Annotated in this window: 14 protein-coding genes; 7 read left to right on the top strand and 7 right to left on the bottom strand. The window is 72.3% G+C overall.

Annotation, left to right across the window (positions count from 1 at the left end; all coding sequences use genetic code 11):
* Nucleotides 1-183: 183 nt before the first annotated feature.
* A complete protein-coding gene (locus ACLJQZ_RS36195) occupies nucleotides 184-1,308 on the top strand; it encodes an anion permease (RefSeq protein ID WP_410624692.1) in 1,125 nt (374 codons plus the stop codon).
* Nucleotides 1,309-1,316: 8 nt separating this feature from the next.
* Nucleotides 1,317-1,538 carry a hypothetical protein gene (locus tag ACLJQZ_RS36190; RefSeq protein WP_410624690.1) on the top strand — a complete coding sequence of 74 codons (222 nt, stop codon included), beginning with the start codon at nucleotides 1,317-1,319 and terminating at the stop codon, nucleotides 1,536-1,538.
* Here the strand turns inward: ACLJQZ_RS36190 and ACLJQZ_RS36185 are convergent.
* Nucleotides 1,520-2,266 carry a hypothetical protein gene (locus ACLJQZ_RS36185; RefSeq protein ID WP_410624688.1) on the bottom strand — a complete coding sequence of 249 codons (747 nt, stop codon included), beginning with the start codon at nucleotides 2,264-2,266 and terminating at the stop codon, nucleotides 1,520-1,522. The two genes, ACLJQZ_RS36190 and ACLJQZ_RS36185, sit on opposite strands and share 19 nt — an antisense overlap.
* Nucleotides 2,263-2,472: a hypothetical protein gene (locus ACLJQZ_RS36180; protein ID WP_410624686.1), complete on the bottom strand. Its 210-nt coding sequence runs from the start codon at nucleotides 2,470-2,472 to the stop codon at nucleotides 2,263-2,265. Before ACLJQZ_RS36180 ends, ACLJQZ_RS36185 begins: the two co-directional genes overlap by 4 nt.
* Nucleotides 2,473-2,513: 41 nt before the next feature.
* Here ACLJQZ_RS36180 and ACLJQZ_RS36175 point away from each other — a divergent pair, with 41 nt between their 5' ends.
* Genes ACLJQZ_RS36175 through ACLJQZ_RS36165 form a run of 3 tightly spaced genes read left to right on the top strand, consistent with a single transcriptional unit; the run spans nucleotide 2,514 to nucleotide 5,519 of the window.
* Nucleotides 2,514-3,221 (top strand): dienelactone hydrolase family protein, encoded by a 708-nt coding sequence (locus tag ACLJQZ_RS36175; RefSeq protein WP_410624684.1) that lies wholly within the window; start codon nucleotides 2,514-2,516, stop codon nucleotides 3,219-3,221.
* Nucleotides 3,222-3,267: 46 nt separating this feature from the next.
* Complete coding sequence (locus ACLJQZ_RS36170) at nucleotides 3,268-4,848, top strand: sensor histidine kinase (protein ID WP_410624682.1); 1,581 nt, start codon at nucleotides 3,268-3,270, stop codon at nucleotides 4,846-4,848.
* Complete coding sequence (locus ACLJQZ_RS36165) at nucleotides 4,845-5,519, top strand: response regulator (RefSeq protein ID WP_410624680.1); 675 nt, start codon at nucleotides 4,845-4,847, stop codon at nucleotides 5,517-5,519. The genes ACLJQZ_RS36170 and ACLJQZ_RS36165 overlap by 4 nt, the downstream gene beginning before the upstream one ends.
* On the opposite strand, the gene ACLJQZ_RS36160 is transcribed toward ACLJQZ_RS36165, so the two are convergent.
* The gene (locus tag ACLJQZ_RS36160) at nucleotides 5,464-6,591 is read right to left on the bottom strand and encodes an FAD-dependent monooxygenase (RefSeq protein WP_410624678.1); all 1,128 of its coding nucleotides are present in this window, start codon (nucleotides 6,589-6,591) and stop codon (nucleotides 5,464-5,466) included. The two genes, ACLJQZ_RS36165 and ACLJQZ_RS36160, sit on opposite strands and share 56 nt — an antisense overlap.
* 108 nt (nucleotides 6,592-6,699) lie before the next feature.
* On the opposite strand from ACLJQZ_RS36160, the gene ACLJQZ_RS36155 reads away from it, so the two are divergent.
* Nucleotides 6,700-7,197 carry a TetR/AcrR family transcriptional regulator gene (locus ACLJQZ_RS36155; RefSeq protein ID WP_410624773.1) on the top strand — a complete coding sequence of 166 codons (498 nt, stop codon included), beginning with the start codon at nucleotides 6,700-6,702 and terminating at the stop codon, nucleotides 7,195-7,197.
* Between the two features lie 292 nt (nucleotides 7,198-7,489).
* Nucleotides 7,490-7,768: a hypothetical protein gene (locus ACLJQZ_RS36150; protein WP_410624676.1), complete on the top strand. Its 279-nt coding sequence runs from the start codon at nucleotides 7,490-7,492 to the stop codon at nucleotides 7,766-7,768.
* Nucleotides 7,769-7,957: 189 nt separating this feature from the next.
* Here ACLJQZ_RS36150 and ACLJQZ_RS36145 read toward each other — a convergent pair whose 3' ends face one another.
* The 4 genes from ACLJQZ_RS36145 to ACLJQZ_RS36130 all read right to left on the bottom strand — a co-directional run bounded on the left by ACLJQZ_RS36145 (nucleotide 7,958) and on the right by ACLJQZ_RS36130 (nucleotide 12,902).
* Nucleotides 7,958-8,713 (bottom strand): ABC transporter permease, encoded by a 756-nt coding sequence (locus ACLJQZ_RS36145; protein ID WP_410624674.1) that lies wholly within the window; start codon nucleotides 8,711-8,713, stop codon nucleotides 7,958-7,960.
* Nucleotides 8,710-9,624: an ATP-binding cassette domain-containing protein gene (locus ACLJQZ_RS36140; RefSeq protein ID WP_410624672.1), complete on the bottom strand. Its 915-nt coding sequence runs from the start codon at nucleotides 9,622-9,624 to the stop codon at nucleotides 8,710-8,712. Before ACLJQZ_RS36140 ends, ACLJQZ_RS36145 begins: the two co-directional genes overlap by 4 nt.
* A gap of 69 nt (nucleotides 9,625-9,693) precedes the next feature.
* Nucleotides 9,694-12,075, bottom strand: coding sequence for an ATP-dependent helicase HrpB (gene hrpB / locus ACLJQZ_RS36135; RefSeq protein ID WP_410624670.1), 2,382 nt, complete (start codon nucleotides 12,073-12,075; stop codon nucleotides 9,694-9,696).
* Nucleotides 12,072-12,902: a glutamate ABC transporter substrate-binding protein gene (locus ACLJQZ_RS36130; protein WP_410624668.1), complete on the bottom strand. Its 831-nt coding sequence runs from the start codon at nucleotides 12,900-12,902 to the stop codon at nucleotides 12,072-12,074. The genes hrpB and ACLJQZ_RS36130 overlap by 4 nt, the downstream gene beginning before the upstream one ends.
* Between the last annotated feature and the right edge of the window lie 35 nt (nucleotides 12,903-12,937).

Genomic DNA, 12,937 nt, shown 5'->3' with positions numbered 1-12,937 from the left:
GGCCGCACCACCCTCTTCGTGGTCGGGCCGGCCCTACCTGCCGGAAATGTGCGGATCATCCCGGTAAGCGCTTTCGGGTTCATGGAGTGTTCAGGGAGCCGTCACACCGCAGGGATCGGGTTCCGGTCGGTCGATCAGTAGCGTTTTCAGCGAACAGCCTCCGGCGACGGAAATGAGCCCCGCATGGACTTCTCGCTGATCGTGCTGGTGGTGATCGTCGCGGCGCTGGCCTTCGACTTCACCAACGGCTTCCACGACACGGCCAACGCGATGGCCACGTCCATCGCCACCGGCGCCCTCAAGCCGCGGGTCGCGGTCGGGGTCTCCGCGGTGCTGAACCTCGTCGGCGCGTTCCTCTCGGTGGAGGTCGCGAAGACGATCTCCGGGGGGATCGTCGACGACACCAAGGTGACACCGGTGATCATCTTCGCCGGCCTGGTCGGGGCCATCGTGTGGAACCTGGTGACCTGGCTGATCGGGCTGCCGTCGAGCTCGTCGCACGCGCTGTTCGGCGGGCTGATCGGCGCTACCTGGATCGCGTCGGGCTCGGACGCCGTCCACTTCGGCAAGGTCGTCGAGAAGGTCCTCATCCCGGCGCTCGCCTCGCCGCTCGTCGCCGGGCTCGTCGCGACGCTGGGCACCTTCCTCGTCTACCGGATCACCGCCCGGGCGAAGCAGGACACCGTGGGCCGGACGTTCAAGGCCGGTCAGATCGCCTCGGCGTCCCTGGTTTCGCTCGCGCACGGCACTAACGACGCGCAGAAGACCATGGGTGTCATCACGCTGACGCTGATCGCGTCCGGTTCACTCGCTCCGGGCTCGAACCCGCCGATCTGGGTGATCCTGACCGCCGGCACCGCGATCGCGCTCGGCACCTACCTCGGCGGCTGGCGGATCATCCAGACGATGGGCAAGAAGCTCACCGAAATCCAGACGCCGCAGGGGTTCGCGGCCGAGACGAGCGCCGCGGCCGTCATCCTCACCTCGGCGCACCTCGGGTTCGCCCTCTCCACCACGCATGTCTGCTCCGGCGGCATCATCGGTTCCGGCCTCGGCCGCAAGCTCGCCGAGGTCCGCTGGGGCGTCGCGGGCAAGATGGTCGTCGCCTGGGCGCTGACGCTGCCGGCGGCCGCGATCGTCGGCGCGATCGCCGCCGAGGTCTCGACGCTCGGCACCTGGGGCACGGTCCTGATCGGCCTAGCCGGCGTCGTCATCGCGGTGGGCATCTACCTCGCGTCGCGGCGGAACCCGATCAGCGCCAACACCATCAACGAGCCCGAGCCGGCCACGCAGCCGGCCAACGTCTGAGGAGCGCCGTGCACATCGATTGGGGTTCCCTCGGTCTCGTCTTCGTCGTCGCGCTCGCTTCGGTCGTCGTGCTGACGAGCCTCTTCTCCTTCGGAGTGGTAGGGCTCTCGCAGCGCGAATCGGCGCGCGAAGCGGGCGGCTCGGGCACCGGCCCGCTGGCCGGCGCGATCCTCTGCTTCGTCGTCTGCCTGGCGATCGTCGCCTACGGGATCTACTTGATCGTCGCCTGAGCCCGTTCCCGGAGGCCTTCCGGGAGGGCGCCGAGCATCGGGGCCAGCGTGCCCCGGCGCTCGGCGCTCAGGTGGTTCAGCAGGTCCAGCGCCGGCGTCCAGAGGTCTTCGTCGGCGCCGGCCGCGGTGATGACGCGGCCGAGGCGGTGGGCCGGGAGCAGGCCGACGACGTGGTCGATGCGGTTCTTGTCGTCGAGGACGAACGCGATCCGCAGCAGGCCCGGGTCGTCGATCTCCTCGAGGCAGCGCCGGACCGTCGGGTCCGGGAGGTGCCCGACGAACCGGCCCAGCGTGATCCAGTCCGCGCGGTCGGCGAGCTCGGCCGCGACGGCGAGCACGGTCTCCAGGGGGATGCGCGAGATGATCGCGCTCGCGCGGCGCGGGTCGAGGTCGGCCGCGACCTCCGACAGGAACCGGGGGCTCAGGCGCTTCGCGACGTCGACGCCGCGGGCGACGTCGACCACGCCGGCGATCCGGGCGCACAGCAGCGGGCCGAACACCTTCTCGGCGATCTTCGCCAGCACCGCGCCGGGCACGATGCGCGCGGCGAGCGCCATCCGCTGCAGCACGGCGAGGTTCGCGTCGAACAGCGTGTCGGTGACGCGCTCGCGGAACACCCGCAGGTCGCCGGCGTCGACGCGCGCCAGGTACGCCAGCCGCTCCGGCTCGACGCCGAGGACGCGGGCCAGCTTGAGGATCTCGGCTTCGGCCTCGTAGTTGTCTGTCACAGTCCGACTGCCTTCCGGACCGCGCCGCGCAGCAACGCCGGGACGTACCGGAGGCCTTCTTCGCCCGCCTCGGCCAATGGCTTCGCCTGCCGCCTGCGCGCGTCGCGCAACGCGTCGGCGAGGTCCTGCCGCTCGTGCTCTTCGAGGGCCTCGATGCCTTCGGGGAGGTAGCCGCCCAACTGATCGGCGAGGGTGCGCTCGGCCATGGTGGATCATGATGCATCACCCGGGGCGCTACCGTGCGGATATGAGCATCGAGACGTCCACCACCCGTGTCGGCGACCTCTCCGCGTACCTGGCCCGCCCGGCCGGCGGATCGGAGTTCGGGATGCTGCTGCTGCCGATGATCACCGGCATCGGCGAGCAGGTCCGCGCCTGGGCCGACGAGCTCGCCGGCCGCGGCATCACCGCGTTGACCTGGGACGTCTTCCACGGCGCGAGCACCGACAACACCTCCCGCGAGGACCTCGGCGCGAAGCTCGGCGAACTGTCCGACGAGGTCGCGCTGACCGAGCAGACGGCGTTGCTCGACCACCTGCTCGGCGACCTCGGCTGCACGTCGGCGGGGGTCATGGGCTGGTGCCTCGGCGGCCGCTTCGCGCTCCTGCTCGCCGCCCGTGACCAGCGGCTTTCCGGCGTCGTCGCCTACCACCCGACGGTCCGCGACCCGCTGCCGCCGAACCACGACCTCGACACGGTCGCTTTGTCGACAGAGATCACCGCGCCGGTGCTCGTCGCCTACCCGGAGGCCGACACGGTCGTCTCGCACGAGACGTTCGACCGGCTCCAGGCCGCGCTGCAGTCCCGCGCGGCGGGCGCGACGTTCACCCAGCACTTCCCGGGCGCCGAGCACGGCTTCAGCGACTCCTCGCGGCACGGCACCGCGGTCAACGCCGACGCGTTCGCGCTCTCCTGGCCGCAGACCCTGGCGTTCCTGGACGCCCTGAAAGGTTGACTTTCGGCAGTGGTCGCCGGGCTGACCCGCTTGTAGCGTCGGTTCCGTGCTGGAGGTGACGAAACGCAGGTGGCGGGTGGTGTTCGACGCCGTTCTCGCGCTGTTCCTGGCGTTCATCGTCGTCTCGGATACGGTGGACACCCGGGCGTACTGGGAGATGTCCGGCGGTTTCGCCGTCGTCCTGGGCTCGGTGGCCACCGCCCGGCGTCACCCGGTCGTGTCGCTCGGCATCGCGCTGGCGGGGACGCTGGTCGTGCCGTTCCCGTACGGCAACCGCCTGCCGGTCTGGGTGGTGTTCGTGCTGGTCGCGATGTGCTACCAGGCCGGGCTGCGGATGCCGCGGGCGCGGCCGGGCCTGCTGCTCGGCGGCGCCGTCGCGGTGCTCGGCCTGCCGCTCTCGCTGCTCGTCGGCGAGGACGGCCTCGGCGACTGGGCCGAACTGGTCACGATGCTGGTGTTCGCCGGGCTGTCGCCGTGGCTGCTGGGCCGCTACGTCCGGCTGCGCGGGGAGCTGGCCCGGACCGGCTGGCGCCGCGCCGAGGAGATGGAGAGCCGCCAGCGCCTGGTCGCCGACCAGGCCCGGCTGCGCGAGCGCGCGCGGATCGCCAGCGACATGCACGATTCGCTGGGCCACGAGCTGAGCCTCATCGCCGTCCGCGCGGCGGCCCTGGAGGTCGCCGGCGGCCTCGACGACGACCAGCGCGGCGCGGCCGCCCAGCTGCGCACCAGCGCCGCGGCCGCCACCGAACGGCTGCGCGAGATCATCGGCGTCCTGCGCGAGGACGCCGCGCCCGTCGAGCCGGTGCAGGGTGACCTCGGCGAGCTGATCGCGCGGGCGCGGGCGTCCGGGCTGCTCATCGAGGCAGGAGTGGACAGCGCGCAGGCGCCGCCGATGGTCGGCCTCGCGGCCCACCGGGTCGTTCAGGAAGCGCTGACGAACGTCGCGAAGCACGCGCCCGGCGCCGCCGTGATGGTCCGGGTGACCATTTCCGACGCGCAGACCGAGGTGAGCGTCGTCAACGCGCCGCCGCCCGCCGGGCCGCTGCCGGGCGCCGCGTCCGGGCACCGCGGGCTGATCGGGCTGCGCGAGCGCGTCCGGCTGGTCGGCGGCACGCTGCAGGCCGGCCCGCACGCGGGCGGGTTCGCCGTCACCGCGACGCTGCCGCACGACGCCGCGCCGGTCGAGGAGACCGCCGAGCTGCGGGAGGCCGCCGACGACGCCGTCGGGCAGCCGACTTCCGCGCGGGCGCTGGAGCTGGCGCGGCGTGACGTCCGGCGCAGCCTGATCCAGGCCGTCGGCATACCGCTCGGGCTGTTCGCCGTGGTCCTCGGGGTGGCCGGGATCGCGTTCCTGTACCTGTGGAACTCCTCGGAGCTGCCCGGTCCGGTCTACGACCGGCTGCGGCTCGGGCAGCCGCGCGCCGAGGTCGCGCCGCTGCTGCCGGGCAACCAGCGCAGCGCCCGGCCGACACGCGGCGAGCCGCCGCTGCCGCCGGTGCCCGGGGCCGCGTGCGAGTACTACGGCACCGGAAGATCGTTCATGAACAACGACTACGCCGCCTATCGGCTGTGTTTCGCCGACGGGAAGCTGGTTTCGAAGGACGAGTTCGCCGAGGGGGTTTCGTGATCAGGGTCGTGCTGGCCGACGACGAAGCGTTGATGCGGGCGGGGGTGGCGGCGATCCTGGCCGCGGACGGCGGCATCGAGGTCGTCGCCGAAGCCGCCGACGGGCGTGCGGCGGTCTCCCAGGTGCTGGCCACGCACCCGGACGTCGTGCTGCTCGACATCCGGATGCCGGTGCTGGACGGCCTGGGCGCGGCCGCCGAGATCCGGCGGCTGCGGCCCGCGACCGGCGTCATCATGCTGACGACGTTCGGCGAGGACGACTACATCGAACGCGCGCTCGGCCTGGGCGCGGGCGGGTTCCTGCTCAAGTCGGGCGACCCGCGTGAGCTGCTGGCGGGCATCCACGCCGTCGCGGACGGCGCCGCGTTCCTCTCGCCGAAGGTGGCGCAGCGGGTCATCGCCCGGCTGTCCGGCGGCCGGCTCGCGCGCGCGTCGGCGGCCCGGGCGCGGATCGCGTTGCTGACCAACCGGGAGCGGGAAGTGCTGGTGTTCATCGGATCCGGACTGTCCAATGCGGACATCGCGGCGAAGCTGTTCGTCGTCGAGGGCACGGTGAAAGCGCACGTGAGCACCATCCTGACCCGGCTCGGCGCGAAGAACCGGGTGCAGGCGGCGATCACGGCGTACGAGGCGGGACTGGTCGGGGGAGACCCGGCGGCTGCCGGCCACTGATCCCGGCGCCGATCCTGGCCGTGGCTTCGGCGGGGGTCATCCTCAGGAGCGCTTTGCGCAGTGTGGTGGCGACCGGGTTGGTGAGCTGCGGGCCGATCTTCCCGGCTCGGACGGAGTCCCTTGCGACTTTCTGACTGCGGGGTCTGCGTTCTTGGTCGTACTTCCTGAGCGCATTATCGGTGGTGTCCTCTGTGGACGCGGCGTGGGCGAGCACGACGGCGTCTTCGAGGGCCTGGCAGCCGCCCTGGCCGAGGAACGGCGGCATCGCGTGGGCCGCGTCGCCGAGCAGCGCGATCCGGCCGCGGACGTAGGTGGGCAGCGGCGTGCCGAGGTAGTAGAGGTCGTGGTGGAGGATGTCCGCGGCGGGCGTCGCGTCGATGAGGGCCGGGATCGGGTCGTGCCAGTCGCCGAAGTGCTGCTCGAGGTAGGCCTTGACGTCGGCCGGCCGTTCCCCGGCCCGGACGACGTAGGAGATCCACCAGTAGACGTCGCCGCCGGCCAGCGGGAGGACGCCGATCTCGGCGCCGCGATCCCAGCTGGTGCTCAGCGGCGTCCCGGGCCGATGGGCGACGCCGCGGAAGGCCGTGCTGCCGCTGTAGACCGGTTTCGGTCCCTTTCTGATCTGGCTGTTGATCCCGTCGGCGGCTACGACGAGGTCGGCGTGGAGTTTTCCGCCGGTGTAGCGCACGAAGCCGTCGTCGCGGACTTCGGTGACTTCGGCGCCGGTCTTTATCGTCTCTCGGGGCAGTGCTCGCGCGAGCGCGTCGATGAGGTCCCGGCGGTGGATCGCGGCCAGGGGGAGCCCGTGGTTCCTTGTGAAGGCAGCCGCGTCCCAGCCGGTGATCCGTCGGCCACGCTTGTCTCTCAAGCCACCGTCGCGCTGTTCCTGGAGGGGAGCTTGGACGCCGAGGACGTCCAGGCAGCGCTGGGCGTTCGGCCAGAGGGAGATCCCGGCGCCGACGCCGGTGATCTCAGGTGCTTTTTCCAGGACGGTCACGTCCCAGCCGACCCGACGCAACCCGACCGCCGCCGCGAGCCCGCCGATACCGCCGCCGACCACCACCGCGCGCATAGCTCCTCCCCTACAGGTGTAGAGGACTCTACACCTGTAGAGTCCCTCGTTGTGGACCGTCTTTCGGCAATCGGCGACGCGGCGATCGAGGTGATCGCGGCGGAAGGCATGCGCGGCTTGACCCACCGAGCGGTCGACCGGGCGGCTTCGCTGCCCGCGGGGTCGACGTCGTACTACGCGCGGACCCGCGGCGCGCTGCTGGAGCTGGCGATCGCGCGGATGGTCACGCTGGACAACGTCGGCTTGGAGCCACCACCGGGTCGCTTGGCGGAGTTCCTGGCGGGTTTCGTCCACGCGGCGATCACCGTGGGCCGGACGCGAATGCTGGCGCGGTACGAGTTCGCGTTGGAGGCAACCCGCCGTCCGGAGTTACGTGCGGCATATGACAAGGGCGGCTTGCTGATCCGCCGCCGGTGCGCATCGGTCCTCGCGGCGGCGGGATCTCTTGAACCGGAGCGGCACGCGACGGTGTTGGTGGCCTGGCTGGACGGCGCGATCTTCGACGCGATCGCGGGCACGGGCTCTCTCGCGCCGCCCTCCCGAGCCGCGCTGACCCGCGGGGCCCGGGAAGTGCTGGCGGGCCTGGGTGTCTCCCCAAGTCCGTGAATGTCACATTGAGGGACGCTATGTCCCTCAATGTGACATTCACGGACTTTCCGTCGGCAGGGTTTCGGTGCCTGAGGTGGTTGTCCACACCCACGCCGTGATGTGGACAACCGCGGCCCGGACGTGGCCATTTCGGCCTTTTGTCGGGCCACCCCGATACGCTGGAAGCGGGGCCGGTCCCCCGGAGAGGGTGGGGGCTGCTTTGGGGGCGTCAGGCGTCCGGCGGCGCAAACTCCGGTGACCGCCCGGGTGGGCCCGGGTGGGTAGGGCAACGGCCAACACGCTGACCGGAGTGGCCAACACGCTGACCGGAGTGGCCAATACGCTGACCGGAGTGGCCAATACGCTGACCGGAGTGGCCAATACGCTGACCGGAGTGGCCAATACGCTGACCGGAGTGGCCGACACGCTGACCGGAGTGGCCAATACGCTGACCGGAGTGGCCGCCACGCCGGCCACGGAGTTCAGAGGCCGGTGCCGAACGCCGTGGTGGTCGTTGACGTCGCCGTGGTGGCTGCTCCGGGCGTTGTGTTGGCCGTTCCGGATGCGCCCGACGGTGCGTTCTCGGTAGCCGACGTTTCGGATTCCCGCCTGGCAGTTGAATGTGGTTGTCGATGGAGGTTTCGGGACGTTCGACGTCCCGAAACCTCCATCGACGAGTGCCGTAGTCGGAAAGCCGGGAAGTCGTGTCCCGGAACGGAAGCCTGCGTTGATGTGCCACCGGATGGTCAGGCGTCAACCCCCGGAGAGGGGTGGGGCGTCAGGCGTCCCGGCGGCGCAAGACCGCGGTACCCGCCAGCAGCGTGACGCCGGTCCAGACCGCGCAGATCAGCAGCCCCACCCAAGGTGCGTACGGTGCCGCGGCCTGGGTGATCGGGTTCGGCTGCCCCGCCTCGACCATCGCGTTCACCCCGGCGATTCCCGGGAAATACGGCACCCAGCCCGGCAGGCCCAGCGACGCCACGATCAGCGGCAGCGGCACCAGCGCCACGATCACCGTCACCAGCGTCCCCGCCGCGCTTCGCAGCGCCCAGCCCACACCGGTGCACAGCAAGCCCAGCAAGGCGAAGTACCCGCCCATGCCGGAAGCTGTTGTGAGGGCGCCGGCGACGGACGTCGGCAGGCCGTGGCCGTCCTTCACCAAACCCGCCAACGCCATTCCCGAGACCGACAGCGCCACGCCGTAGGCGAACAGCACCGGCAGCAGCACCGCCGCCTTTGCCAGCACCACCCGTGAACGCACCGGGGTCCACAGCAGGGTCGACCGGATGCCGCCGCCCGCGTATTCGCTTGTCACGAACAGCGTCGCCAGCGCGATCACCGAGAACTGTGTCAAGTAGAAACCGCCGCCCAGGGCGATCGTGTTCGCGCCCATCGGGTCTTCGCTGTCGTAGCGCTGGGCGATGGCCGACACCGCGCTGTAGAACGCCATCAGCGCGGCTCCGGCGATCAGCGTCCACCAGGTCGCGCGAACGGACCAGAACTTCGTCCACTCCGAAGAGACCGCCGCCGTCATGCCGACACCCCGTACTCCACCGAAGAAGCGGTCAGTTCCATGTACGCCTGCTCGAGCGACGCCGTCCGCTCGGCGAGGCCGTGTACCCGGATGCCCAGCTCGTGCACCAGGTCGCCGACGCGGGTGACGTCGATGCCGTCGACGACCAGTTCGCACGGGTCGTCCAGGTCCGTGTGGGCGCCTTCGGCCCGCAAGCGGCGGGACAGCGCGTCGCGTTCGGTGGGGTCCGGGACGCGCACCGAGACCGTCGTGCGGGAGTTGCCCGCGATGAACTCGGCGACCGGTGCGTCCGCGAGGAGCTTTCCCTTGCCGATCACCACGAGGTGGTCGGCCGTCAGCTGCATCTCGCTCATCAGGTGGCTCGAGACGAACACCGTCCGCCCCTCGCCCGCCAGGGAACGCATCAGCTGCCGCACCCAGCGAACGCCGTCCGGGTCGAGGCCGTTGACCGGCTCGTCGAACAGCAGCACACCCGGGTCGCCGAGCAGCGCGCCCGCGATGCCCAGCCGCTGCCCCATGCCGAGCGAGAACTGCCCGGCGCGCTTGCCCGCGACGTCCGAAAGCCCGACCGTCGCGAGCACCTCCTCGACCCGCGACGCCGCGATGCCGTTGCTGCGGGCCATCGCGAGGAGGTGCTTGCCGGCGCTGCGGCCGGGGTGCAGCGCCTTGGCGTCGAGCAGCGCGCCGACCTCGCGCAGCGGGTGCCGCAGCTCGGCGTACCGCCGCCCGCCGACGCGTACTTCGCCGGCTTGCGGATGGTCGAGCCCGACGGTCATCCGCATGGTCGTCGACTTCCCGGCGCCGTTGGGACCGAGGAACCCGGTCACCTGCCCGGCCGCGACGTCGCAGGTGAGCGCGTCGACGACGGTCTTCTCCCCGTAGCGTTTGGTGAGTCCCCTGAGCGTGATCATGCCACCCAGTCTGGGGTTTCCCCGGCGCCACGACATCGGACGACGGTCGTGGACCGCCCCCGACTTTCGTCAGGTGCGGCGACGCGTGACGTGCCGCGTCGGAGTGGCGGTCGCCGGGTCCTCGGGCCACGGGTGCTTCGGGTAGCGGCCGCGCAGGTCGGCGCGGACCGCCGGGTAGCCGTTGGTCCAGAACGACGCCAGGTCCGCGGTGATCGCCGCCGGGCGGCCGGCGGGGGAGAGCAGGTGCAGGACGACCGGGACGCCGGCGAGCGTGGGCGTGCCGGTCCAGCCGAACGTCTCCTGCAGCTTGACGGCCAGCACCGGCTGGTCACCGCCGTAGTCGACGCGGATGTGTGACCCCGTCGGCACTTCCAGCCGGTCCGGGGCGAATTCGTCCAGCCGGGAGGCTTCCGGCCACGGCAGCAGGGCCTTCAGGGCGGTACCGGCGTTGACGTTCGCGAGGTCCGCGCGACGGCGGGCCGCGGAGAGGTCCAGCCAGCTGTCCACATCGGACAGCAGCGCGGCGTCGTCGACGGCGGGCCACGGCGCGCCGAGCACCCGGTGCAGGAACGCCATCCGCTCGCGCAACCGGGTCCCGTCGGCGGTCCACTTCAGCAGCCCGAGGCCTTCGGCTCGCAGGCCCGCCACCAGGGCGTCGTGGACGTTCGGGTTCTGCAACGGCCGCGACGCCAGCGTGATGGCGCCGAGCCGCCGGACGTGCCGCGCGACGACGTCGCCGTCGGCCCAGGTCACTTCGTCCACTTCGGACACCGACCCGGCGCGCACGGCGAGGCGCTCGTCGGCAGCCGCGGCGAGCCGGATCGTGCCGTGCACGCGGCCGGGATCCCGGGTCGCTTCGGCGATGGCCAGCCACGCGGAGTCCAGGCCGCTCCCGGGCGGGAGTTCGGCCGCGGTGCCGCCGGCCATGAGGTAGACGGGCTCGCCGCCGGGACGTCGCCGCGCGAGCCGTTCCGGGTGCGCCAACGCGACGATCAACGCGGGATCGGGCCTGCCGTCGCCGGTCACCAGCCGCGAAAGCCGCTGAGCCTCGCGCTTCCAGCGTCGCGCCGCGTCGTCGCTCGCACCGCGCAGCCGCCGCAGCTCCGCGTCGACGTCCGTCAGCTTGCCGCCCGCGTCGAGGAGCGCCACGACCTCCGCCGCGTTGCGCGCGCCGACCGCCTCCGCGCCGTCCAGCAACGCCCGGGCCAGCCGCGGGTGCAGCCCGAGGTCGGCCATCCGGCGGCCGCGCGCGGTCACCGTGCCGTCCGGCGCCGTCGCACCCAGCGTGGCCAGCAGCGCGCGGCCCGCCGCCAGCGCGCCTTCGCCCGGCGGGTCCCACCAGGCCAGGCCGCTGCCGTCCGGCGTCGACCAGCACGCCAGCTCGAGGGCCAGCCGCGCCAGTTCCGCCGTCCGGATCTCCGGCTCGGGGTACGCGGGCAGCGTCGCCTGCTCGTGCTCCGCCCAGCAGCGGTACACCCGGCCCGGCGCCTCACGGCCCGCGCGGCCGGCGCGTTGCGCGGCCACCGCCGCCGACACGCGGACCGTCGCCAGGCCGGGCAGCCCGCGCCGGTGGTCGACGCGCGGCACCCGCGCCAGCCCCGAGTCGACGACCGCGCGCACGCCCGGCACGGTCAGGCTCGACTCGGCGACCGCCGTCGCCAGCACGACGCGCCGTCGCGCACGCGGCCGCAGCGCGTCGTCCTGCTGCGCCGCGGTGAGCCGTCCGTGCAGCGGCAGGACGTCCACATCGGACATGTAGAGTAGCCCGGAAGTGCGCGCGATCTCGCCCGCACCGGGCAGGAACGCCAGCACGTCACCGTCCCCTTCGGACAGTGCGGTCCGCACCGCGCGCGCCACCGCCGGCTCGGCGCGCTCGCCCCGCGACGGCGGCAGGTAGGACGTCGTGACCGGGTAGGTCCGGGCGGACGCCTCGATCACCGGCGCGTCACCGAGCAGCGCGGCCAGCCGGCCGGACGCCACGGTCGCCGACGTCGCCAGCAGCCGCAGGTCGTCGCGCAGCCCGGCGCGGACGTCCAGGAGCAGCGCGAGCAGCAGGTCCGCGTCCAGGTGCCGCTCGTGGCACTCGTCCAGCAGCACCGTCGCCACCCCGGGCAGCTCGGGGTCGCCCTGCACGCGCCGCACCAGCAGCCCCGACGTCACGACCTCGACGCGCGTGCGCGAGGACACCTTCCGGTCGCCGCGCACGGCGTACCCGACGGTCTCGCCGACCGGCTCGCCCAGGATCGCCGCCATCCGCCCCGCCGCGGCCCGCGCGGCCAGCCGCCGCGGCTCGGCGACGACGACGCGGCCGCCGTCGGACATCAGCGCCAGCGGCACGAGCGTCGTCTTGCCGGTGCCGGGTGGCGCCACGAGCACCGCGGTGCCGTGCGCGTCCAACGCGGCGAGCACGTCGGGCAGCACGGCCCGCACAGGCAGGTCGGGCAGTTTCACTTCTCGGTGACCTCAGGGGGTGGTGGGAGCTGGTAACCGGACGGGCCGATGTTCGCGTTGAGCGAGCGCAGCCATTCACCCGAAGAGACCATCTTGCCGATCGCGTCGTCGATCTTGCTCACCCCCTGCGTGTCGCCCTTGCGCAGGCCGACGCCGTAGTTCTCCGTCGAGAACGGCTTCCCGACGACCTTCAGCAGCTCGGGGTCCCGCGCGACGTAGCCGGCCAGGATGACGCCGTCGGTCGTCACGGCGTCGATCTGCCCGGCCAGCAGCGCCGTGACGCAGTCCGGGTACCGCGGGTACTCGACCAGCTGGACGGCCTGGGCGAACTTGTCCTTGACCTGCTGGGCGGGTGTCGAGCCGGTCACCGAGCAGAGCTTGCGCGAGTTGAGCGTCTCCGGCCCGGTGATGTCCGCCGCGGTGCGCCGGACCAGCAGGTCCTGGCCGGTCGTGAAGTACGGCCCGGCGAACGACACCTGCTGCTTGCGCTTGTCGGTGATCGAATAGGTCGCCACGACCAGGTCGACCGTCCCCGACGCGAGGTCCGTCTCCCGCGTCGCCGACGTCGTCTCGCGCCACGTGATGTCCTTCGCGTCGACGCCGAGCTCACCCGCCACAAAAGTTGCGACGTCGACATCAAAACCGACGAACCGGCCGTCCACGGTGTGCTCCGACAGGCCCGGTGCGTCGAACCGGATGCCGATGGTCAGGTGATCCGTGGCACTGGCGCGGGCCACCACCGAGTCGGTCGGCGAGACGTGGGCCGGCCCGCACGCGGTCGCCGTGACCAGCAGCAACGCCGAAGAGACCAGCACGCGCCACCGCATCCCGCCGCTCCCTCCGCCCCCGCCGGGCCCTCACG

It is taken from the genome of Amycolatopsis sp. cmx-8-4 (assembly GCF_046548675.1).
Taxonomy (GTDB): Bacteria; Actinomycetota; Actinomycetes; order Mycobacteriales; family Pseudonocardiaceae; genus Amycolatopsis.
Note: the sequence above shows the minus strand (reverse complement) of the source record. Positions and strands in the feature narration are given on the sequence as shown.